We start from the raw sequence: 23,150 nt of genomic DNA, 5'->3' as shown, positions 1-23,150 counted from the left end.
CCGCGGGCTGGGGCGGGGCCGCGCGATGGCCTCGGCCGCCCCATCGCTGAGTTTCCGCAGGCAGGAACGGCGCCTGCGACCGGCGGTGATCCTGCCGTCGTAGGCCCCCGGGGAGGCACCCGGCGGCCGCACGTCGGACCGTAGCCGTAACGTGATCGGCACTGGCTCTTTACAGCCCCCCTCCTATGCGCTTAGATTCCCAGCACGCTGAGAATCTAAGCGCTTATATCAATCGATCCCCCTGTCATCCGGGTGGGTGGGCGCTGCCACGAAAGGGGCACCAGATGGTGCTGAGGAAGGCTTCTACGGCCGCCATGTGCGTGACCGCCGCGTTGGTCGTGGCGGGATGCGGGCGAAGCGACACCGGAGCGTCGTCGACACCCACAGGGTCGGTGCCGTCCGGCAAGGTCACAGGCACGATCACCATGTGGGCGCAGGGCGGCGAGGGCGAGAAGCTCCCGGAGCTGCTCAAGGGCTTCGAGGCGGAGAACCCCGGTGTGAAGGTGAACGTCACCGCGATCCCCTGGGCCGACGCGCACGCCAAGTACCAGACGGCGATCGCGGGCGGCACGACGCCGGACATCGCGCAGATGGGCACGACCTGGATGGCCGATTTCGCAAGCGCCTTCCAGCAGGTGCCGAAGGAGATCGACACCAGTGACGTCTTCCCCGGTGCCAAGCCGGCGACGATGGTGAAGGACGCCACGCTCGGGGTGCCCTGGTACGTCGATACCCGCGCCATCTTCTACCGCACCGACCTCGCCAAGAAGGCCGGGTACACCAGTCCGCCGAAGACCTGGGCCGACTTCCAGGCCATGATGAAGGCGATGCAGTCCAAGGCGGGTGCGAAGTGGGGTATCTCGCCCACCGGCGGCAACGCCGGTGACTTCTTCCAGGGCGCGCTGCCGTTCGTCTGGTCGGCCGGGGGGTCGGTGATGAACAGCGCCGGCACCAAGTGGACCTTCGACACCCCGCAGATGCTCGCGGCGATGAAGTACTACCAGAGCTTCTACACCAAGGGCATCGCCGACCCCAGCCCCAGCACGGAGACCGGGTCCGCGGAGGCGGCGTTCGTCAAGGGCAGCACTCCGGCCCTCATCAACGGCCCCTGGGAGATCGGCGCGATCAACCAGGCCGGCGGCAAGGGCTTCGACAAGAAGTACGCCGTCATGCCGTTCCCGAAGAACCAGAGCGCCACCTCGTTCATCGGCGGCGCCAACCTGGTGGTCTTCCGCAACTCCAAGCAGAGTGCGGCGGCCTGGAAGCTGGCGCAGTACCTGTCCAAGCCGAGCGTCCAGGCCAGCTGGTACGAGATAACCGGTGACCTGCCGGCCGCGCAGTCCGCCTGGAGCGACTCCAGCCTGGCCGGTGACCCGAAGCTGGCGGCGTTCAAGGAGCAGCTGGGCGACGTCAAGGCGCCGCCCAACAACACCGCCTGGACCCAGGTCAGCGCCGCCGCCGACGAGCAGCTCGAACGCATCATCAAGGGCGCCGACCCCGCCGCGGCGCTGCGCGAGCTGCAAAAGAGCGCGGACTCGATCGGGACCGGGGACTGACCGATGGCATCCACTACCGCAGGCGCCCCGGCCGGCAAGCGCCGCGCCGCCCGGGGCGCGGGGCCCCGGCCCCGGAAGGCCCGAAGCGGCCCCTCGGCCATGCGGCGGCGGAACGGATGGGCCGCGTGGGGGTTCGCGCTGCCGTTCCTGCTGGTCTTCGGGTTCTTCATGCTGGTCCCGCTGGTCTCCTCGTTCCTGATGTCGTTCACCGACTTCCGCAACAGCGACGTGCAGAACCCGTTCGCGGTGAACTTCGTCGGTCTGCAGCAGTACGCGGACCTGTTCGGGGATGCGCAGTTCCGCACGTCCATGCTCAACACCGCGGTCGTCGTCGTGGTGGGCATCCCGCTGACCATGGCGGCTGCCCTCGCCCTGGCCGTGGCGCTCAACAGCGGCATCACGCGCTTCCGTACGGCGTTCCGCACCGGCTTCTACATGCCCGTGGTGACCAGCATCGTCGCCGTCGCCGTCGTGTGGCGCTTCATCCTGCAGCCCGACGGACTGCTCAACACGATGCTCGGCTGGATCGGCATCACCGGCCCCGACTGGCTGCACAGCACCACCTGGGCGCTGCCGTCGCTGATCGGGATGACCGCGTGGCGCAACATGGGCACGCTGATGGTGATCTTCCTGGCCGGCCTGCAGAACGTCCCGCCGGAACTCCACGAGGCGGCCACCGTGGACGGCGCGAGCCCCTGGCAGCGCTTTTACCGGATCACTCTGCCGCTGCTGCGTCCCACCCTGCTGTTCGGCGCGGTGCTGCTGTCGGTGGCCTACCTGCAGTTCTTCGAGGAATCGTTCGTCATGACCCGCGGCGGCCCACTGAACTCGACGCTGTCGGTGAGCTACTTCACCTACAACCAGTTCGGTTTCGGCAAGTACGGCTATGCCGCGGCCGCCAGCTATGTGCTGTTCACGGCGATCGCCGCGCTCAGCATGCTCCAGTTCCGCCTGCTGCGGTCGAAGGACTGAGGGAGCCGACCATGACCCCCACGCACACCCCCAGCGCCCCCTCCACGACCACCATTGCCACCGAGCACGGCAGAGGCTCCGACGCTGTGGGGACGTCGCGGCGCGCCCGCGCCCTCACCTACGCGGTGCTCACGCTCGCCGTGGCCGCGACCCTGATGCCGTTCGTCTGGATGCTGCTGTCGTCCTTCAAGACGCAGGGCGAGCTGCTGCGCGACCCCAGCGGCTGGCTGCCGAAGTCGCCGACCCTGAGCAACTACACCGCCTGGCTCGGTGACCTGCACATCGGCCACTACTTCCTCAACAGCCTGATCGTCGCGTTCGTCACCGTGCTGGGCAACCTGCTCTTCTGCTCCATGATCGGCTACGCGCTGGCCAAGCTGGACTTCCCCGGCAAGCGCCTGCTCTTCGCCCTGGTGATGATCACGCTCATGGTGCCCGGCGTGGTGACCTTCGTCCCGCTGTTCGTCATGGTGGCCAAGCTGCAGCTGGTCAACACCTACGCCGCGCTGATCCTGCCGTACCTGGCCACGCCGCTGGGGGTGTTCCTCATGCGCCAGTTCATGCTCGGCATCCCCGACTCCCTGCTGGAGGCGGCCAGGATCGACGGCGCCGGGCACGTGCGGACCTTCGTGCGGATCGTGCTGCCGTTGTGCGGGCCGCCGCTGGCCACCTTGGCGATCCTGACCTTCCTCAGCTCATGGAACAACTTCCTGTGGCCGCTGGTGGCCTCCCAGAGCGAGGACAAGTACACCCTTCCGGTCGCCCTGGCGCTGTACTCGCAGGGCCAGAACGCCACCCACTACGGCCTGCTGCTGGCCGGTTCGGTCCTGGTCATCGCACCCATCGTCGCCCTGTTCGTGGCCTTGCAGCGTTTCTTCGTCCAAGGCGTCGCCACCGTCGGCATCAAGTAGCCGCAGCGACTCGGGACGCAGCCCCCAAATGTCCCCTCTCCCCACGCGTTCGAAAGATGCTCGCCCGCTGGGACGGCGAGCCCAGACCGTAAGGAGCCGCTCCATGTCCACATCTGATTCCACGCCCGCAGGGCCGCCGTCCCCGCAGGGCCGCGCCCGGCTCAGCCGCCGCAGCTTCATGACCGCCGCCGTGGTGACAGCGGCAGGATCCGCGCTCGCACTGCCGGGCCGGGCGAGCGCCGCCCCCAGCCGCCCGCCCGCCACCTCCAAGGCGCAGGTGACATGGAGCTCGGAGTCCACCGCGAGCGGCTACGCGCCCAAGAGCGCCGCCTGGTACGCCGACCCGGCGGCCGGCCTGGCCGCGGTCGCCTACAAGCTCAGCCAGCAGGACGACATCGCCCTGGCCGCCTCGGGCAGGAACTTCGGGCAGGTCATCAACATCGACCCGGCGAAGGCGTATCAGAGCATGCTCGGCGTCGGCTCCTCGATGGAGGACTCGACCATCCACAACCTGGCGATGATGAGCCCGGCCGTGCGGACCAAGGTCCTGCGCGCGGTCTTCGACCCCGCCAGGGGCGCCGGCTTCAACATCACCCGCATCTGCTTCGGCACCGCCGACTTCAGCCACCCGCCGTTCTACACCTACGACGACGGACCGGCCGACCCGACCCTGTCGCGGTTCTCCATCCAGAAGGACATCGACAACCACATCATCTCCACCCTGAAGGAAGCACTCCGGATCAACCCGGACCTCCTCGTCTTCGGCACCGCCTGGAGCCCCCCGGCCTGGATGAAGGACAACAACAGCCTCATCGGCGGCCACCTGCTCGACGAGCACATCCCCACCCTCGCCCGCTACTACCGCAAGATCGTGCAGGCGTACGCCGCACAGGGCATCCCCATCCACGCCGTCACCCCCCAGAACGAACCCCTCTACGCGGCGCCCTACCCGAGCATGCTGGTCACCCCGCAGCAGGAGGCCAAGGTCGTCGACGCCATGCGCAAGGAGTTCGACGCGGCCGGCCTCACCACACAGATCTGGGCCTTCGACCACAACTTCGCCGACGCCGCGAAGTTCGCCGCCGGGATGCTCGGTACCAAGAGCTCCGGATACACCGACACCTACCGCAACACCAAGGCCATCGCCTTCCACGACTACGACGGCGACCCGAGCGCGATGTCCCTGCTGAAGACCGAATACCCCGACCTCGACATGGCCATGACCGAGCGCATGTGGTGGGGCACGGCGGGCGCGGACCGGATCGCGCGGTACATGCGCAGCTGGTCGACGACCTACGTCTCGTGGGTGACGATGCTCGACCAGAACCGCGACAGCCAGCAGTTCGGTAACCCCGACCCCACCCCGCTCATCCAGGACCCCGACAACCGCAACACCTACTGGGCCCTGCCCGAGTACTACCTGTTCGCACAGTTCTCCAAGTTCATCAAGCGCGGCGCCAAGCGCATCTGGAGCGACTACGGCAGCGCCGACACCGTCACCACGGTGGCCTTCAAGAACCCGGACGGCACGATCGCGACCGTCGTGGTCAACCAGACCTCCGACGCCCAGGAATTCACCCTGCGCAGTGGTGATCAGCAGCTCATAGACAGCATCCCGGCGAAGACCGCGGGCACGTACGTCTGGACCCCCTCGACAGCACCCGCCGCCACCACCGACGCCTACAGCCAGATCCAGGCCGAGGCATACACCAACGCCTCCGGCGTCGGCGTCGAGTCCACCGGCGACACCAGCGGCGGGGAGGACCTCGCCTACATCGCGGACGGCGACTGGGCCCAGTACGACAAGGTGGCCTTCGGCACCCAGGCCGCGACCCAGTTCAAGGTCCGGGTGGCCTCCGGCAGCAGCGTCAGCGGCAAGATCGAAGTCCGCCTCGACTCCCGCACCAGCACCCCGGTCGCCAGCGTCCCGGTGTCCAACACCGGCGGCTGGCAGACCTGGACCACCAAGCTCGTCGACGTCTCCGGCATCACCGGCACCCACACCGTCTACCTGACCTTCGCCGGCGACCAGCCCGACGACTTCGCCAACCTCAACTGGTTCACGTTCACCCACGACACCGGCACCGACGCGTACAGCACGATCCAAGCCGAGAACTACCTCAACGCCTCCGGCGTCCAGGGCGAGACCACAGCCGACACCGGCGGCGGGGTCGACATCGGCCACATCGCAGACGGCGACTGGGCCGAATACCCCAAGGTCGTCTTCGGCACCCAGGCCGCAACCCAGTTCAAGGTCCGCGTGGCATCAGGCGCCGCCAGCGGCGTCAACGGAGTCATCGAGGTCCGCCTCGACTCCCTCTCCAGCACCCCGGTCGCCAGCGTCCCGGTGTCCAACACCGGCGGCTGGCAGACCTGGACCACCAAGACCGCCGACCTCTCCGGCATCACCGGCACCCACACCGTCTACCTGGCCTTCACCAGCGGCCAGTCCGAAGAATTCTGCAACATCAACTGGTTCACGTTCGCCCACTGAGCCGTTCTCTGTAGCGGTCGGCTGCGGCGACCTGCCTGGGCAGCTAGATGCCCAGGCAGGTCGCCCAGATCGTGTTTTCACGTATGGCGGGCCCGATGGCCCGTCCAGGCGCGAGGAGGCGACTTGGACAGGAGTAAGCGTGCGTGTTCACCCTGTTCTCCTATCAAGATTCTGCGAACTCGCCCGCTTCCGCCTTCGATCTGGTCCACCAGGGCGACGCCGACCTGACCGGCTGGCCCTACCGGCGGCGGCGCACAGCCCTGGAAAAGCTGTTCACCGATCACGGCCTGGCCGCGCCGCTGACACTCTGCCCGTCGACCACCGACCCGGCCATCACGGCGCAGTGGCTGGCGTGGACTGCGGCCGGGCTGGAAGGGCTGTGCCCCGCCAGGAAGCGACGAACGCGTCGACACACGCCGCCTGGAACTGCCACGGGTCCGTCGCCAGCGGCTCCTGCGGGACGGCTCCGCCCGCGATGACCTGCAATCTCGCCTCGGCCACAGGCACACCTTCCTCGCACCTGAACGGTCAAGGCAGCACCTGAAAAACCGGGGTGCCGCCGCGAGAACCAACGAGGACCGCGGGGACGGGATACGGCCAGGTGGCAGCGGCAACCTGTGTGAGGGAACAAGTGCCAGCCCCAGATGGCTGGACCAGGACGTTCACGGATCCGCGGCTCTGCACCGCCATCGTCGACCGTCTCACTTTCGACGCAGCCATCATCGAAACCGGCACGGACTCCCACCGCCTCGCCCAGACCAAAGCCCGCGCCGAGCAGGCCGCCACACTCTGACCCCACCATCGGGAACCACCAGACGACCGGCTCTGACCAGCCGGGTGTCTCAGCGGAAGATGCCGGCATTCTCCGCAGCCCACTGCTGGAAGGATCTGGCCGGGGAGCCGGTGAGCCGTGAAACCGTGTCGCGCACCATCAGTAGCTCGTCATTGACGTCTCCGCCCATGACGTCGAGCACCGCGTCCGCGGCCTCGTCCCCGAAGACCGCGGCCATCTGAGCGAGAGCCTCCTGCCGGCTGATCTCGATGAAGGGCACATCCCGCCCGAGCGTTGCCGCGATGGCCTCGGCCTGCTGCCGGGCGGTCACTGGCTCTGGACCGGTCAGGGCATACGTCCGCCCCTGGTGGCCGGGCTCGGTCAGTGCCACGCGCGCCACCGACGCGATGTCCGCGGGGTGGATCGTGGGCAGCCCGGTGTCCGCATACGGCGCGCGGACCGTCCCGTGGTCGCGGATCGACGCCGCCCACATCAGAGCGTTCGAGGCGAACTGTGTCGGCCGCAGGATCGTCCAGGCCATGCCGCTGTCCTTGAGCAGCCGCTCGACCGCCAGGTTCTCGCCGGCGGGGCCCAGGTGCGGATGGGTCTGGACGGTAATGGACGACACCAGCACCACGTGCTCCACACCCGCCAGCCGGGCGGCCTTGATGATGTCGGCATCCGAGCCCAGACGCGACACGAGGAACAGCAAGCGCACCCCGTCCAGAGCGGGCTTGAACGACTCCGGCTCCGCGAAGTCACCCTCAACGGCCTCGACCCCTTCGGGGAACGCGGCCCGTGCGGCGTCACGGGTGAGCCCTCTCAGTGGCCCTGCACCACATGCGTGCAACTCCCTCAGCAGTGCACTTCCTATGTTTCCGGTGGCTCCGGTCACGAGGATCACGGGCGCGTTCTCCTGTCGTCGGTGATCAACTTGAGGACACGCTAGAAGCTCAATCGCACTTCAGGTCAAGGAAACTCCTGGCCCTTCCCGCTGACAGGCACGCACGCGGACACCCTGGCGCTTCGCGCCCCGCACTGCTCTCCAACGAACTGCCACTGCCCTTGCCGCACACCTGAGTGACACTTGTCGGCGATCACGTAATTCCCCACGATTCGCATGATCAGCGTCACGTAATTCCCCACCCCCGTGGTCACGACTCCCCACCGGGACGCTGGCCGTCGGCGGTGCCGCTGACCACGCTCGAACTGGCCTGATTCTCCCTGTTTCGTGCGGTTTGAGATGTCAGTAGGTCTTCCCTGCGAGTCGGTCGGGATCCCCATGGGCATGCCGGTGCCCGGGTTGAGGACCCGGACCTCTCGGAGCCGTCACGGTCCCGCGAACCGCGAGCCGAGAGGCCGACGGACGCACCGGATGGCAAGGAGAACGTTCACCGTGGTCGACATCGTTGAGATCTACGTGCACTGGTACGCGGGCCGGTCCAAGAGCCAGGTGTCCGCCTCGCTGAGGGTGGACCACAAGACGGTCAGGAAGTACCTGGGGCCGGCAGAGGCGGCGGGGATCACCCCGGGCGGGCCGCCCATGAGCGAGGCGGACTGGGCCAAGCTGCTCAAGAGCTGGTTCCCGGAGCTCGCCAGCCGGAAGCTGAGCCAGGTCAGGTGGGGAGAGATCGAGCCGCACCGCGACTACGTCAAGGAACTGCTGAAGACGACGACAGTCACCACGATTCACCAACGCCTGCGGGACGAGGGCAAGTTGAAGGTGTCGCTGTCGACGTTCCGGCGCTGGGTGCATGAGAACCTGCCCGACGAGGCGGCCCGCTCGAAGGTCACGGTGCTGCGTGAGAACGTCGAGCCGGGCTCGGAGGCCCAGATCGACTACGGCTTCCTGGGACAGTGGATCAACCCGGCCACCGGCAAGCGGCACCGGATCTGGTCGTTCGTGATGGTGCTGCCGTGCTCGCGGCACATGTTCGTCCGCCCGGTGGTGCACATGGACCAGCGCGCCTGGCCCCTCTCGCACGCGGAAGCCTTCCGCTATTTCGGCGGCGTCCCGCGCCGCCTGGTGCCGGACAACCTCAAGACCGGGGTGGACGAGCCGGACCTCTACGACCCGCAGATCAACAAGTGGTATGCCGAACTCGCCTCCTACTACGGGACGTTGGTGGACCGGCCCGGGCCTCGAAGCCGAAGGACAAGCCCCGGGTTGAGCGGCCCATGCCCTATGTTCGTGACTCGTTCTGGAGCGGGCGGATGTTCACCTCGCTGGAGCACATGCAGGCCGAGGCCCTGACCTGGGCGAGGAACACCGCAGGCCAGCGGCAGTGCCGACCGTTGGACGGGGCCAAGCCGATGGCGGTCTTCGAGGCCGTGGAGACCCGGGCCCTCATGCCGCTGCCAGAGACACCGTTCGTGCTGGCCAGAGGGTCGACCGCGACGGTCGGCCCGGACATCCACATCAAGGTCGGCCGCACTCTCTACTCGGTGCCCTGGAGACTGATCGGACGCCGCGTCGATGTCCGCTCCACCGCCACCATGGTTCAGATCTTCCACGAAGGCGGGCTGGTCAAGACCCACGCCGCGCTGGAACAGGGCAAGCGCACCGACAAGAACGACTACCCGCCCGAGAAGATCGCCTTCCAGATGAAGACGCCGATCTGGTGCCGTGGCCAAGCCTCGCAGGTCGGTGACGCCTGCCGCGAGGTGATCGACCAGCTCCTCGAGGTCAACGCCCTCTACCGCCTCCGGGCCGCCCAGGGAGTGCTCGGCCTGCGCAAGAAGTACGGCGACACACGCCTGGAGGCCGCCTGCCGCAAGGCGGTCACGGTCGGCGACCCGTCCTACCGCACCGTCAAGGGCATCCTGGTCGCCGGCACCGAGACCGACCCGGAACCGGAGACCGGCGACGCCGGAGCCGCGGCCTTCCTGCACGGGCCCGAGGGCCTGTTCGCCATCCCCCCGCAGACGCCAGGCCAGCTCCACGACGACCAGGACCGCGGTGACGCCGTGGAGGCCGCCCGATGAGCGTGATGACCACCGCCCTGCGCGAATCGCTCAAGACCCTACGGCTGTCGGGAATGCTGGAGACCCTTGACGCCCGGCTCACCCAAGCCCAGAAAGGCGAACTCGGACACGTCGACTTCCTCCAGGTCCTCTGCCAGGACGAGATCACCCGCCGCGAGACCGTCGCCTCCGAACGCCGCCTATTCAAAGCGAAGTTCGAGCAGCAAGCCACCCTGGAAGGGTTCGACTTCAACGCCTCCCCGAAGCTGCCCGCCGCCCAGATCCGCGACCTGGCCGCCCTGCGCTGGCTCCACTCCGGCCAGTCCGTCATCCTGTTCGGCCCGGTCGGCGTCGGAAAGACACACGTCGCCCAGGCCCTCGGCCACCTCGCCATCCGCCAGGGCGCAGGCGTCCGCTTCACCAAGACCAGCCGCATCTTGGCCAAGCTCGCCGGCGGCCACGCGGACCGCACCTGGGACAAGCGCATCCGCGAACTCATCCGCCCCGACCTGCTCATCCTCGACGACTTCGCAATGCGTCAGCTGACCGCACCCCAGGCCGACGACCTCTACGAACTCGTCAGCGAGCGACAGGCGAACGCGTCGGACCACTCCGCCGCGACACCCGCGCCACCGCGCAGCGCGAGCGTCCTGACCGGGACTACTCCGTGCCGTCCGCCGGCAGGCGCTCGGGCAGCCCGAGCCGCGGGAACTGGTCGTCGTGGAACGTGACGATCTCGGTGATCGCCCCGCAGGTGACGCGCAGGACGTCGATCGTCAGCGGCAGGTACGCGCCCTCCCGCTTCTGCTCTCTCGACCCAGTCGTTCACCACCGCGTCGCGGCCGATGTACAGGCCCGGCGTGGGCCCGCCCGGCATCGCCGGGCAGGGCTGACTGCTGTCTGCGCATCGGACGCGATCGCTGGGTGGGGGAGGGGTCAGCCGCAGTCGTTGCGGTTGATCTTCAGGGAGCGGGTCTGGTCGTTGAGGTTGTAGCCGCACAGGTCGTGGATGGATCCGCCGCTGCGCGTGACGCACACGTGCCGGCCGCTGTGGTTGCGCTTTTCATACACGCGGGCGGTGCGGTCGGAGTTGTTGCGGATGGAGCTGCCGCGGTCACGGATCGCGGACGGCAGGTCCTTTACACTGCCGTCCACGGCACGCCGCACCCACGGCTGACCGCCGAAGGCGCGGGGACGACATCGCCTGGTCCGAGTACCGGCTCGACAAGCGCGAGCTACCCGCGGGCGCGGGGACGACACGCCATTCGAAGGCAAGCGCATCCACGTGCGGGAGCTACCCCCGCGTGTGCGGGGACGACGCCGGCGCCCAGGCCAATGGCAGCGTCCTGGACGAGCTATCCCCGCGTGTGTGGGGACGACACTTGTTGAGCTGCGGTGACGCTATCAGGAAGGGTCTCAGCGCGACAGGCATCGACAAGCGGCCCGTCGACGGCCCGGTCGCCGTCATCGCCCCCGGCACCAAGGGGCACCGGCGCGGTCGGTCTCGTCGGAGACCGGGTCTACGACGTGAAGCACCACTGCGGTTCCGACCAGGCCGCCCGTCCACGGCAGCCGGCGACTTCGTCGACGTCAGGTGAGGGTGGTGGACCTGGCTGCATTTTGCCCCGATACGCCCGGTAGAAGACTGGCTGTTCTGACGGCCGCGAATTGCTCGGAGTGAGGCGACGGCTGCGGTCGACTTTGCTCTCGCATGCGATAATCCACATATAGGGCAAAGAGGTAGTCATGGCTGAGAAACCGATCAACCCGTCCGTATCGGATGTGACCTCGTCAGGACCCGAGAAGGCCAGCGTCGGAATTCACGGCATCACCGAATCCGCGCGGTATTCCATGGCCGAAATGGGGCCGAAGCGGAGTCTGCAGACGCTGTTGAAGGTGAACCACGTCGACGGTTTCGACTGTCCGAGCTGTGCGTGGGGTGACCCCGATCCCGACCACCGGAAGATCGCGGAGTTCTGCGAGAACGGCGCGAAGGCCGTCGCGTGGGAGGCCACGCGCAAACGCGTCGACGCGGCGTTCTTCGCCGAGCACTCCGTCGCTGACCTACGGGAGCGGGACGGTCACTGGCTGGAGTCGCAGGGCCGGCTGGCCCAGCCGATGCACCTCGCCCCCGGCGCGACGCACTACGCGCCCATTTCGTGGGAGGACGCGCTCGCCCTCACCGCCGATCGCCTGCTCGGCCTCGCCGATCCGAACCGTGCCGTCTTCTACACCAGCGGCCGGACGAGCAACGAGGCCGCCTTCCTCTACCAGTTGCTGGCGCGCAGGCTCGGCACGAACAATCTGCCCGACTGCTCGAACATGTGCCACGAGTCGAGCGGCGAGGCCCTGAGCGCGACCGTCGGCGTCGGAAAAGGTCTCATCACGATCTCCGACATCACCGATTACGCGGACTTGATCATCATCGTGGGCCAGAACCCCGGCACCTGCCACCCCCGCATGCTCAGCGCGCTCGAACAGGCCAAGCGGCGCGGCGCCCGCATCATCGCGGCCAACCCGCTCCCCGAAGCCGGGTTCGGCCGCTATCACAACCCACAGACCGCGCGCGGCCTGGTCGGCCCGGGCACGCAGCTCGCCGACCGCTGGCTCCCGGTGCGCATCAACGGCGATCTGGCCCTTTTCGCGGGCCTGAACCGTACCCTGGTCGACCGGGAGGACTCCCAGCCGGGCTCCGTGCTCGACCACCACTTCATCGACCGGTACTGCGACGGCTTCGAAGCGGCCGCCACAGCATGGCGTGCCCTGGACTGGTCGCAGATCGAGACGATGGCCGGCCTGCCCCGCCGCCTGATCGAGGACTGCGCGGCCGACGTGCTCGCCGCGGACAGCGTCATCGTCTGCTGGGCGATGGGCCTCACCCAGCACCGCAACGCCGTGGCAACCATCCGCGAGATCGTCAACTTCCTCCTGTTGCGCGGCAATATCGGGCGCCCCGGTGCCGGGCCCGCCCCGATCCGCGGGCACAGCAACGTCCAGGGCGACCGCAGCATGGGCATCTGGGAGAGGATGCCGCAACCGTTCCTGGACAGGCTTCGCGACGAGTTCGGGTTCGATCCGCCCCATGCCCACGGCCTGGACACCGTCGGCTCGATCAAGGCCATGCGCGACGGTGAGGTCGACGTGTTCATGGGCCTCGGCGGCAACTTCGCCGCGGCCACGCCGGACACGCAGGTCACGGAGACCGCGCTGGCCAACTGCGCCCTCACCGTCCACGTCGCGACCAAGCTGAACCGGTCCCATCTGTGCCACGGCACCGAGGCGTTGCTTCTGCCCTGCCTCGGCCGCACCGAGCGCGACCGGCAGGTCTCCGGTGAGCAGTTCGTGACGGTCGAGGACACGATGGCCATGGTGCACTCGTCGCACGGACGGCTCCTTCCGGGATCACCGCACCTGCGCAGCGAGGTCGCGATCGTCGCCGACCTCGGGCACGCTCTCTTCGGCGACGACCTCGGCTGGCGCGGCATGCGCGACGACTACGCCGTGATCCGCCGCCACATCGAGCACGTCTGCCCCGGATTCCACGCATTCGAGGAGCGCGTCCGGCAGCCCGGCGGCTTCATGCTCCCCCGGGCACCGCGCGACTCCCGCACCTTTCCCACGTCGACCGGCAAGGCGCAGTTCACGGTCAACCCACCGACCGCGCCCGAAGTTCCGCCGGGACACCTGCTGCTGACGACGGTACGGTCGCACGACCAGTTCAACACCACCGTCTACGGCCTCGACGACCGTTACCGCGGCATCAAGGGAGGACGGCGGGTCGTCTTCCTCAACCGGAAGGACCTCCGCGACCTCCACCTCCACGACGGCGACCTGGTCGATCTGATCAGCGTCAACCCGGACGGTGAACGCCGCGCCCCCGGCTTCCGCGCCGTCCGCTATCCGACGCCGCGCGGCTGCGCCGCCGCCTACTACCCGGAGACGAACGTGCTGGTCGCCCTGGACTCCACGGCCGACACCAGTAACACGCCGGTGACCAAATCCATCGTGATCCGCATCGAACCCTCCGACGGGGGAGCTTCGGTGTGACGGTCAGGTCAGAGGCGGGACTCACCCTGCTGTGAGGTCGGGGCCTCGGTCCTGGCGGCCCGGATCCGGAGACCAAGCCCTTGGTGGAGGTCCTCGCGGCCGCCAATGAAGGAACGAATCCCCGATCCGGGCAGCCAACTGCCGATCGGGTCTAGGTGTGCTGTTCGGGCACGTTGGTGACGCGGCTGGCTGGGGTGGGCGGTGGAGGCTGCGATGCCCGTGCGGGCGGCCAGCCGCAGGGGTCCGATGCGGTGCTCGCGCCGTAGGCGCACGACCTGTTCCTCAATGGCGGCCGGGGTCCGGCGGGGCTGGTGCTGCGGGCGGCTGGAGCGGTCCCGCATCCCGGCGGCTCCGTGCATCCGGTAACGGCCTGCCCAGCGGGCTGCGGTGGTGTGGCTGACCTGGAAGCGCTCCGCGGCCCGCCGTATCGGCCAGCGGTCCTCGATGACACACCGAGCCAGACGCAGCCGACCGGTCGGCGTCAGCGGGGCGTTACGGTGGGACAACGAGGGCCTCCTGGCAGTCGGTTGCAGATCTCGCAATCCACACCGAAACCAGAAGGCCCTCACCCCTTTCAAGGACCGCTCAAGGCGTGTCGCCCGTCACCAACGTCCCCGAACAGCACACCTAAGGCGTGTCCCGTAAACGCCTTCGCCGTCTGTGCCGACGAACCCTTGGATGCGTCGTGCGGCAGTTTGAGCGGCGGCAGGCTGCAGAGGCTCAGCCTTGCGGCTCCTGCGGCTTGACGTCGAGCTCGCGCAGATTTTGATCCTTGAGCTCGGTGCGGGCCTCCGTGCGGTGGCCACGGGCGATGTAGTCCCGCACAATCGCCTCGATCGCGTCCTGGGGCGAGCCGATCCCAGCCAGGACCATCACCCCCACTACGAGTTCGGCGTCGAGACTGATATTGACCTTGGCCATCGTGCCCCCTCATCACGTCGCACGCGCACTCTAGCTGCTCACGGTTCCGTAGCGTGCGCTCAAGATCCGATCTCAGGGGACTGTCCAGAGTGGGATGATCTTGCTGTGGCTGGTGTGATCACGGCGTCGGAGCCGTCCTGGATAGCCCCGTTCTCCGGGCTGAGCCCGCGTCAGTTCGACAAGCTGATCACCGCCCTGCGGCGTGAAGGCGCGGATCCGGTCCGCAAGGGTCGGCCTTGGAGTCTGCCGATGAAGGACAGGGTTCTGCTGGTCGCCGCGTACTGGCGCACGAACCTCACCCTGCGACAGCTCGCCCCGCTGTTCGGCATCTCGAAGTCGGCCGCCGACCGCGTCGTCGACCACCTTGGGCCGTTGCTGGCACTGCCCGCAAGCGGTTCCGCAGGGACACCGTGCTGATCGTGGACGGCACCCTGGTGCCCACGCGTGACCACACCGTCGCCGAGCAGTCGAAGAACTATCGGTACTCAACCAATCACCAAGTCGTCATCGATGCCGACACCAGGCTCGTCGTCACCGTCGGCCGGCCCGTGCCCGGCAACCGCAACGACTGCAAGGCGTGGGAGCTGTCCGGCGCGAAAGACGCCGTCGGCAAGGCCACGGTCATCGCGGACGGCGGCTACAGGGGCACCGGCCTGGTCATCCCGCACCGTCGCGAGCGGGGCAAGAACGAACTCCCGGCCTGGAATAGCGGCCGTTCTCGCGCCGCACCCACGCCTCGGTCGGGCGCACCTCATAGCCGAGCCCCTGGGCGCAGGCGATGGTGGGCGTTGCGTACCAGGCCGGGCCCTCGCTCTGTACACGAGGGTCCAGTGCAGATCTCCCGAGTCTGGGCCGGCCTGCGATGACCTGAGCAGCCCGGTTTCTGCCAGTTCGTCAAGTAGAGCGGGCAGTTCCGCGAGCGGGACGCCACAGGCGCGCGCCATCTGATCGAGCTCGCTCAGTGGCCGCCGTCAGTGGCTGCGGAGCACTCGGCGCAGGCATCGGCCCACTGGCCGTCGGCGCGATGATGGACAGTCGGCGTCCTGAACATGCTCCTCACCGCCGGAACACTCATCGGCGCACTCCCACTCCGGATCAGCCTGTCGCCCGGGCCACTGATGTTCGACCAGATCTGCTTGGCTTTCATCGAGATCGACTGCGCACTGGGCGGCGCCGCCACGGTGGCCGGTGCGCTGAACCCGTCCCCCCCATATGCTCACCATCGAACGCACCGTCAGCGGCCACGACATCTTCGCCACCGTGGCCACCCGCGACCTGGCGGCCATGTCCCGCTACACGCTCGACCATCTGCCGGCGATCAAGGGCGTGACCGCCGTCCGCGCGCGGATCGTCACGCACATGTTCATCGAGGCCGGGCGCTGGCGGATCGACGCACTGGCTCCCGGACAGCGAGCCCGGCTCACCGCCGCCACCAGGTCCGCACCCACCGGCCGAGACGCACGTCAGGTCACGCCCGCCGACCGGGCCGTCCTCGCGCACCTGGCTCAGGACGGGCGGGCCTCGTACCAGACCCCGGCAACCGCCCTGGGGACCAGCGCCTCCACAGTGAAACGGCGCATCGACCACCTCACCGGACTGGGACTGCTCGGCTTTCGTTGCGACTTCGCCCGCCCGCTGGGCGGTCGGCCCGTGGCGGCCACCTTCCGGGCCAGAGTCGCACCGGCGAGCCTGCCGGACCTCGGGCACGCCCTGATCCGGCTGCCGCAGACGCGCAACTGCGCCGCGATCAGCGGCCCCAGCAATCTCATTCTCCAGGCCACCATCGGAAACGTCCCTCCGGACATCTGGGCGGAGCCGCGCGGAGACCTCTGACCAGGCGTCTGCAGCCGGCCCCCTTGACCGTTGGTGGGGCGCGCGTCCAGATCGTGATCGAACTCCGGGAGCAGGGCACGGTCAGCTGCTGTGGGCCTTCTTCGAAAGCTCTCCCAGGTCTGTGCCGAGGGTCTGTTGGCCGGGTCTTGCCCCAGGCTGCGGAGGACGATCTCGCCGACATCGCCGCCGTCGAGACCGCACCGCACTGTTCCTTCGCCCGCTACGGCCGACTTGATGCCCTTCAGGCCGGCAGCGCCGCGTGTCCGGGCTGTGGTTCCCGGCCGCACCGTATTCACGGCACCTACCCGCGTTTTCCTGCTGATCTGCCGGTGGGGGCATGCCCGTGGCTGTGGTGGTGCGGTGGCCGCGGCGACCCTGGCCCCCGGCCGCAGTTCTCTCCCAGCGCCGGCCCTGCCCCCACTCCTGCGACCGGTCGGTGCACCCGTCAAGCGGCTCAACGTTCGATGGGGCGGCGTTCACCGTGCGCCGGGCGCACGGTGAGCGCACGGTGTGCGCCCTGCCCGAGTCGGGAGGGCTGTCCCTACCCTACGAACGACGCCGGGAATCCCGGCCTCACTCGTGCTCTGCTCCAGATGGAGGCACCGCATGAACCGCATGAACCGCAGGGCCGCCGCCCTTGCGGCGTCGTCCCTGCCTAGCTGTGCTGACCGGACAGGTTGGTGACGCGGCTGGCTGGTGTGTGGCCGCCTTGGTCGCCGTCACCGCGATCAACGCGGTCGGCATGACCCCTGCCTGGTGACATTCCGGTCTACCTCGCCTGTGCAAGGGCGCGGGCTACGGCCCGGTCCGTGGAGCCTGGGCAGCCGGCGCCGCATGATTGGCTGCATCGCCGTCGTCCGCGTCGTGATCATCAGCGTCATCATCTGCCTGCCTCAGTCCGCACCCCATACCCCGAGTCCTTCAAGGAGGACCTCTGATGCACAGCCACGACGAACAGCGCGACGAGCAACCCACAGCACTCGGGCCCTGGCCCACTGGCGCCGTCACGCTGGGGGCGTTCAAGGAATCCGTCCAGAGTGGGGAGATCACAGCGGTGAGACTCGCCGTGCCGGACATGCAGGGTCGCCCCAAGGGGAAGATCCTCACCGCTCCCGTCTTCGTGGACCGGATGAACTCCGAGGCGGAGATGTGCGCCTACGTCCTGGCCACAGACGTCGACATGACCCCGCTCGATGGCTTCACCCTCACCGGCTGGGAGCAGGGCTATGGCGACCTCGCTGTGAAGGCGGATCCGAGCAGCATCCGCCTCCTGCCCCACCAGCCCGGCACGGCCCTCATCATGGGTGACGTCTTCCACCACGACGGCCGGCCCGTCGAGATCGCTCCCCGCCACATGCTGCGCACTCAGCTGGAGCGCCTGGCCGATCTCGGCTATCACGCGGCACTGGGCACGGAGGTTGAATTCGTGCTGTACCAGGGCACTGGCCAGGAGGCGCACAGGTCGGCATACCGTGGTCTGCGCCCGGCGTGGTCCGGCGATCTCGACTACGCCCTCAGCCATCCCCCGGAAGTCGCCGACTTCTTCCAGTGCCTCCACGATGCCCTGCGGGAAGCGGGCGTTCCCGTCGAGGCGATCAAGACCGAGAGTGCGGCAGGCCAGGTCGAAGTGACCTTCGCCTACGGCGAGGCGATGTCGGCGTGCGACGCCTACACCGCCTTCCGGCTCATCATGCCGGACCTCGCTCAGCGGCGCGGTATGACTCCGACGTTCATGGCCGCACCCGCCACCGGTATTGGCAGCGGCCTGCATGTGCACCTGTCGCTGTGGTCCGCCAACGGCAACGCGTTCACCTACCACCGGAGCACGGACCTGCCTGCGGTGTTGGAACGGGCCATTGCCGGCCTGGTGTCCGGCTTGCCACACCTGGCTCCGCTGTATGCCCCCACCCCCAACGCCTACAAGCGGTACGCTCCGCACACCTTCGCCCCGACCAGCTACACCTGGGGCTTCGACAACCGCACCTGCGCCATTCGCGTCACCGGTGTCGGCGAGAGCGCCCACCTCGAAGTCCGCCTGCCGGGCGCCGACGCCAACCTCTACCTCGCGCTCACTGCCGCCTGCGCCGCCATCATCCACGGTATCCAGGACCGCCCCGAGCTTCCGGCGCCCTGTGGCGGCGACGCCTACACGGCAAGCGACGCCACCCCCGTGCCGGCCGACCTCACCGAGGCCATGAACAGCTTCATGGGCAACAAGGTCGCGTACGACGCCCTCGGGGAAACGGTCATGAACCACTACGCCCGCGCGGCCCAGGCCGAACTCGCCTGGCACCGCAGGCAGGTCACCGATGTTGAGCGCGAGCGGGGTTTCCACCGTGCTTGATCTGCCCTTCGCCCCGTCAGGAGACGTCCTCCACGGTGACGGGACTTCCAGCGGCTCGATCGCTTAGCCGCGGCGCCAGTAGTCCACTTGGCTCGCCGACCACAACGGCGGGGAGGTGGGAGTCTGGGCGTAGTGCGCCCACTCGCCGATCGTCACCTGCTGTGGGGCGACTGACCGGCCAGCGTCGTCGCGGCCGTCCGCGCTGAACTTCCCTGGCCTCAGATATGGGCGCGCACCTCTTCCGGGATGGCGGTGCCTGCGAGCTGGAGCCCATCGTCCGGGTGCGGGGTGTCGTTGCGGAGGGCCGCGGTGATCTCGATGAAGCCGTAGGACAGCAGGCCGGGTGGGCCTTCGAGGTCGACTCTTCCGCCTGCCGCTCCGCTTCGAGCGCCCTCGCCTCGCAGTCATCGCACAGGTGCGGGGGGGCTGTCCCCGCGGCCCAGTCGACCCTGGTGCCGGCGCTCCATCGGTCGTCGGTGAACTTGGTCCCGCAGGTCGGGCACACCGGACGCTGGGCCTCGCGTTCGGCTGCCTCCTGCGCTTGGCGGCGTCGCGCCTCTTCGTCCGCGGGTGCGTCGCGTCGCCCCACCGGGGATCGGGTGTGGACCAGCGGGTGCGCCACATCGGCTGTCCTGGCCGTCAGTGTCCTTCACCTTGCGGTGGAACTGGCGCATGTACGTGTCGAACTTCAAGGCGCCGGGGTTCCTCCACGTGCCCGTCGCCGGGAGAGCGACCTCGGTGGCGTAGGAGGAGATGCTGCCGATCCCGTCAGACTCGTCGGCAAAAGCCTTGGCGGCCGCGATGGCTTCGGCCTGCTCACCTGCCACGCCGCGTCGACTCGGAGTCCAGGTGCGTGTACTGCCTGCGCCAGGTGGAGCCTTTACAGCCCGAGGCGTGACGGCGTGTCCCGTCGTCGTTGAACAGCACGACTCCATACACCGGGCGTCCCGGGGATGCCTTCGCTCCCCGGGGCCCGTGGTCTGTCCGGACGCGGGACAGATTCAGATCTCCAGGCCGCCGTGATGGTGAGCCAGTTGGCGGCTTCGGCGTCGGTCATCAGCACCGCCTGGGGCCGGGTGGGCGTCGCCGTCCTGGACGATGTGGACGTGACCCGGGTGTCGTCACCTGGTCCGGGATCGTCTACGTCGCGGTCGTCGTGGAGGTGTACTTCCGGGCGATCGTCGGCTGGTCCGCCGCCACCAGCGAACGGGCCAAGCTCGTCCTCGACGCCCTGGACATGGCGTCGAGGCGTCGGGACCGCGCCGGAACTCCCACTGGCCCAGGGCCAGTTCACCATTCGGATGCGGGCAGCCAGTACACGTCTTTCGCGTTCGGCGCCCACCTCCTCGAGGCCGGTATCGACGCCTCGATCGGCACCGTCGGTGATGCCCGGGAAAACGCCCTGATGGAACGCCAGATCGGCTTCGAGAAAACGGAGTTGATCAAACCGCGCAGGCACTGGCACGGCCTCGCCGACGTCGAGCTCGCTACCGCGGAATGGGGCGACTGGTTCGACAACCAGCGCCTCCACACGCGATCGGCGACGTCCCGCCCCACGAGCACGAGACCAACCACTGTGCCCGACACCGGCCCCAACCGGCGGCCGATCCAAGTAGGTCCAACTGGCATGGAACTTGGACTTGAGAATGGGCAGCTCAGCTGATCAGAACACATATCCAAGGGGCGGAGCTGCACCCAGGTTGCGTGCCTCCCGCTCGGCCATAAGGCCGCGCGGGAGGCACGCTTTCGAGTGGCCGACTTGTGGGCCGGGCACGCTGAGCGGCCGTGGTGGTGACGATCGGTTGACCGCTCATTCCGGAGGCGACCGACCCTCCGACGGTTTCGCGAAGGCAGGCCATAGTGATCAACAGACGAGATGTATTGCGGGCAGGCACCGTCAGCGCCCTCGGCGCCGGGACCGTGGCTCTGACGGCGCCGCCCGGTGCGGCTGCGGCAACCGAGGCAGCAAAGTCGGTCAGCCGTAAGGACTGGGAGCGGCTGGCTGCGTCACTCTCCCCCGGCGCCACCCTCTACCGGCCGCGAAACCCGGACTACCCTCCGCTGGCGATCCCGTTCAACCACCGGTACGCCGGGATCCACCCCGCCGGAATCGTCGCCTGCGCCACCACAAAGGACGTACACGAGGCGATCCGCTGGGCCCGCGCGGTGGGGCTGCCCGCCGTGCCTCGTACCGGACTGGGACACAACTACGCCGGCTACTCCACCACCACGGGTCTGCTGCTCAACATGAGCCGGATGAAGAGCATCGTCTCCACTCCGCAGCGGAGAGCCGCCCGCGCTCGGGCATACGGGCCGATCAAGGTTGTTCACGAGGCGGGCACCGTCACTGTCGGGGCCGGGGTCACCAACGGCGACCTGCACCCGCTGCTCGAGAACCAAGGCATCTTCGTACCGACCGGCCGCTGCCCCTCGGTCGGAGTCGCGGGACTGGTGCTGGGCGGAGGTATCGGCTTCAGCGACAAGATGTTCGGCCTGACCTGCGACCGGCTGGTCGCCACGACCGTCGTGCTGGCGGACGGCCGGGTGGTCAAGGCCAGTGAGGATTCCGAGCCCGATCTGTTCTGGGCCTGCCGGGGCGGCGCGGGCAACAACTTCGGGGTGCACACCTCGTTCACGCTCCGGTACGAGCAGTTCCAGGGCAACGTGGGGTTCTACCAGTTCCGCTGGAGCCTGGACTCCGTACTGCCGGTGATCGCGGCCACACAGCAGATCGTCCAGGACACCTTGGACAACAAGCGGTTCCACTGCCGCCTCGGTATCGGCACCCACGGGCGAACCCGGGACCGGATCCGCACGAACGCCAACGTCAATGTGATCGGCCAGCACTACGGATCCATCGATGAGTTGCGGACGATCCTCGCCCCGCTGCTTGCCATCGGCACAGCCGACGAGCGTGCCCGGAACCGCGCCGCCATCCAGGAAGTCACCCCGGCCAAGGCGACTACGCTGCTGAACGCCACCACTCCCGTGGAGAAGTTCGCCTCCAAGTCAGGGATCCTGACCTCCCGGACACTCCTCACCGACAAGCAGATCAGCGCCGCAGCCGAGCAGCTGCTCGCCTGGCCGGGCAGCGGCAACGAGGACGGAGCCGGGTTTGCGATGTTCGCGCTCGGCGGGGAGATCAACCAGGTGCCTCCGAAGGCGACCGCGTTCGTGCACCGAGGCAGCACGTTCATCCTGGCCGCCGAGACCAACTGGGCGGACAACGACCACCCCGATGTCGCCGCCGTGAATCGGCGCTGGCTCCAGGATTTCTACAACGCCATCTTTGACGGCACGCCCCCTGAGCACTCGTACCAGAATTTTCCCGATCCAGAGCTGAGGGACTGGCGCAAGGCGTACTACGGTGCGAACTACCCCCGGCTGGTCCATGTGAAGCGGCAGTACGACCCGAGCGGCTTCTTCGACTACCCACAGGCAATCGGCTCCTGATGCTCTCCCCGGGCTCGGCTTGGGGGATGCTCGACGCTCTCCCGGCGGCGGCCTCTTCGTCCCGGGGGCCCTCCCGGCTGATCTACCGGCCGAGCACCGACGCTCGGCCGGACGGCCGCAAGAGCTTCGCCTGGACCGATTACCGCGACCTGGTCCAGGCCGCGCTCCAGCAGCTCGGCGGCCCGATCGTGCTGGTCTGACGGCGGCCGTGGCGAGCGGCTCTGATCCCCTTGTTGTGGTGCCGGATCCCGGGTCGGGCCCGCGGACCGGCCCGGCGGCGGTGACGACGGCCCGTGCCCGCCATTCGCCCTCGCGCCACCCGGACGGGGGATGGCTCGTGCGCCACGCCGACCTCTGAGACCTGGTGGGCGCCGGCCGGGTGACCTGGCAGGTCGGTTCTCGGCCCGGCCGGTCGACGACGCCCCGGTCGGCTTCGGCCTCCAGGGGGGACCGTCCATGTGCGTGCTCTGGATCAAGCTCCCGCGGGAGTCCCCCGGCTTCGAGTTGACACCCGGGATCCCGGCGGCAAAAGTACTAATTGTGCATGTTTGAGCACGTTTCGTGTTTGAAAATGCTTCCATTGCCAGCCCGTCCATCGGTCCATCCACCTCAGCCCCGGTTATCGCGGGCTGCCCCGCCTGCTACGCGCCGCAGGCAGTTTCCGCGATGCTGCCTGCCGCCTGCGCCCGGCGAACCCGCGCCCACCCGGCCGGTTCTCGCTCATCCGGGAACACGAGCAACGGCCTGCCCGACCGGCCCACGGCGTGGTGATCGGGCACACGTCGGGCGGGCCCGGCCGCCCGCGCCCCCACGCCCGGCCGGGCCCTGGCGTCGTGGGCCCCAGCTCTCGCCACAACCCCAACCGGACCCCCCCCCAGGACCA

At 68.5% G+C, this 23,150-nt stretch carries 15 protein-coding genes and 5 pseudogenes; 16 read left to right on the top strand and 4 right to left on the bottom strand.

Annotated elements, in window-relative coordinates; all coding sequences use genetic code 11:
* The first annotated feature begins 284 nt into the window (after window positions 1–284).
* The 6 genes and pseudogenes from ACFZDA_RS17480 to ACFZDA_RS17455 all read left to right on the top strand — a co-directional run.
* Window positions 285–1,556 carry an extracellular solute-binding protein gene (locus ACFZDA_RS17480; RefSeq protein WP_391081595.1) on the top strand — a complete coding sequence of 424 codons (1,272 nt, stop codon included), beginning with the start codon at window positions 285–287 and terminating at the stop codon, window positions 1,554–1,556.
* A 3-nt stretch (window positions 1,557–1,559) separates the two neighbouring features.
* Window positions 1,560–2,528: an ABC transporter permease subunit gene (locus ACFZDA_RS17475; protein ID WP_391081593.1), complete on the top strand. Its 969-nt coding sequence runs from the start codon at window positions 1,560–1,562 to the stop codon at window positions 2,526–2,528.
* 11 nt (window positions 2,529–2,539) lie between these two features.
* Window positions 2,540–3,439, top strand: a complete 900-nt coding sequence (locus ACFZDA_RS17470) for an ABC transporter permease subunit (protein WP_391081590.1) — start codon at window positions 2,540–2,542, stop codon at window positions 3,437–3,439.
* A gap of 103 nt (window positions 3,440–3,542) precedes the next feature.
* On the top strand, window positions 3,543–5,933 hold the full coding sequence (locus tag ACFZDA_RS17465) for a carbohydrate-binding protein (protein ID WP_391081587.1): 2,391 nt from the start codon (window positions 3,543–3,545) through the stop codon (window positions 5,931–5,933).
* 143 nt (window positions 5,934–6,076) lie between these two features.
* Window positions 6,077–6,412, top strand: a complete 336-nt coding sequence (locus ACFZDA_RS17460) for a hypothetical protein (protein WP_391081585.1) — start codon at window positions 6,077–6,079, stop codon at window positions 6,410–6,412.
* Between the two features lie 167 nt (window positions 6,413–6,579).
* Window positions 6,580–6,726 (top strand): annotated as a pseudogene (locus ACFZDA_RS17455) (ATP-binding protein); the annotation flags it as partial.
* A 49-nt stretch (window positions 6,727–6,775) separates the two neighbouring features.
* Here ACFZDA_RS17455 and ACFZDA_RS17450 read toward each other — a convergent pair.
* The gene (locus tag ACFZDA_RS17450; protein WP_391081582.1) at window positions 6,776–7,609 is read right to left on the bottom strand and encodes an NAD(P)H-binding protein; all 834 of its coding nucleotides are present in this window, start codon (window positions 7,607–7,609) and stop codon (window positions 6,776–6,778) included.
* A gap of 492 nt (window positions 7,610–8,101) precedes the next feature.
* Between ACFZDA_RS17450 and istA the strand changes: the two are divergent.
* A pseudogene (gene istA / locus ACFZDA_RS17445) lies at window positions 8,102–9,690 on the top strand (IS21 family transposase).
* On the top strand, window positions 9,687–10,400 hold the full coding sequence (locus ACFZDA_RS17440) for an ATP-binding protein (protein WP_391081579.1): 714 nt from the start codon (window positions 9,687–9,689) through the stop codon (window positions 10,398–10,400). The pseudogene istA and the gene ACFZDA_RS17440 overlap by 4 nt, the downstream one beginning before the upstream one ends.
* A 205-nt stretch (window positions 10,401–10,605) precedes the next feature.
* Here the strand turns inward: ACFZDA_RS17440 and ACFZDA_RS17435 are convergent, their stop codons facing one another.
* Window positions 10,606–10,824, bottom strand: a complete 219-nt coding sequence (locus ACFZDA_RS17435) for a peptidase inhibitor family I36 protein (protein ID WP_391081576.1) — start codon at window positions 10,822–10,824, stop codon at window positions 10,606–10,608.
* 212 nt (window positions 10,825–11,036) lie between these two features.
* Between ACFZDA_RS17435 and ACFZDA_RS17430 the strand changes: the two are divergent.
* Window positions 11,037–11,226: pseudogene (locus tag ACFZDA_RS17430) on the top strand (hypothetical protein); the annotation flags it as partial.
* 189 nt (window positions 11,227–11,415) lie between these two features.
* Complete coding sequence (locus ACFZDA_RS17425) at window positions 11,416–13,716, top strand: FdhF/YdeP family oxidoreductase (RefSeq protein ID WP_391081573.1); 2,301 nt, start codon at window positions 11,416–11,418, stop codon at window positions 13,714–13,716.
* Window positions 13,717–13,865: 149 nt separating this feature from the next.
* Here ACFZDA_RS17425 and ACFZDA_RS17420 read toward each other — a convergent pair.
* A pseudogene (locus tag ACFZDA_RS17420) lies at window positions 13,866–14,222 on the bottom strand (leucine zipper domain-containing protein); the annotation flags it as partial.
* Between the two features lie 214 nt (window positions 14,223–14,436).
* Window positions 14,437–14,637, bottom strand: coding sequence for a DUF2191 domain-containing protein (locus tag ACFZDA_RS17415; RefSeq protein ID WP_391081570.1), 201 nt, complete (start codon window positions 14,635–14,637; stop codon window positions 14,437–14,439).
* A 105-nt stretch (window positions 14,638–14,742) separates the two neighbouring features.
* On the opposite strand from ACFZDA_RS17415, the pseudogene ACFZDA_RS17410 reads away from it, so the two are divergent.
* The 6 genes and pseudogenes from ACFZDA_RS17410 to ACFZDA_RS17385 all read left to right on the top strand — a co-directional run.
* Window positions 14,743–15,342, top strand: a pseudogene (locus ACFZDA_RS17410) (transposase family protein); the annotation flags it as partial.
* 507 nt (window positions 15,343–15,849) lie between these two features.
* Window positions 15,850–16,470, top strand: a complete 621-nt coding sequence (locus ACFZDA_RS17405; protein WP_391081568.1) for an AsnC family transcriptional regulator — start codon at window positions 15,850–15,852, stop codon at window positions 16,468–16,470.
* A gap of 937 nt (window positions 16,471–17,407) precedes the next feature.
* On the top strand, window positions 17,408–18,814 hold the full coding sequence (locus tag ACFZDA_RS17400) for a glutamine synthetase family protein (protein WP_391081566.1): 1,407 nt from the start codon (window positions 17,408–17,410) through the stop codon (window positions 18,812–18,814).
* A 916-nt stretch (window positions 18,815–19,730) separates the two neighbouring features.
* The gene (locus ACFZDA_RS17395; protein ID WP_391081563.1) at window positions 19,731–20,477 is read left to right on the top strand and encodes a DDE-type integrase/transposase/recombinase; all 747 of its coding nucleotides are present in this window, start codon (window positions 19,731–19,733) and stop codon (window positions 20,475–20,477) included.
* A 218-nt stretch (window positions 20,478–20,695) separates the two neighbouring features.
* Window positions 20,696–22,267 (top strand): FAD-binding protein, encoded by a 1,572-nt coding sequence (locus ACFZDA_RS17390; protein WP_391081560.1) that lies wholly within the window; start codon window positions 20,696–20,698, stop codon window positions 22,265–22,267.
* Window positions 22,268–22,293: 26 nt separating this feature from the next.
* Window positions 22,294–22,467 carry a hypothetical protein gene (locus ACFZDA_RS17385; RefSeq protein ID WP_391081753.1) on the top strand — a complete coding sequence of 58 codons (174 nt, stop codon included), beginning with the start codon at window positions 22,294–22,296 and terminating at the stop codon, window positions 22,465–22,467.
* The last annotated feature ends 683 nt before the right edge of the window (window positions 22,468–23,150 follow it).

Origin of the sequence: Streptomyces sp. NPDC007991, from assembly GCF_042958445.1 — a bacterium.
GTDB lineage: Bacteria > Actinomycetota > Actinomycetes > Streptomycetales > Streptomycetaceae > Streptomyces.
This window is presented reverse-complemented; position numbering and strand designations above follow the sequence as displayed.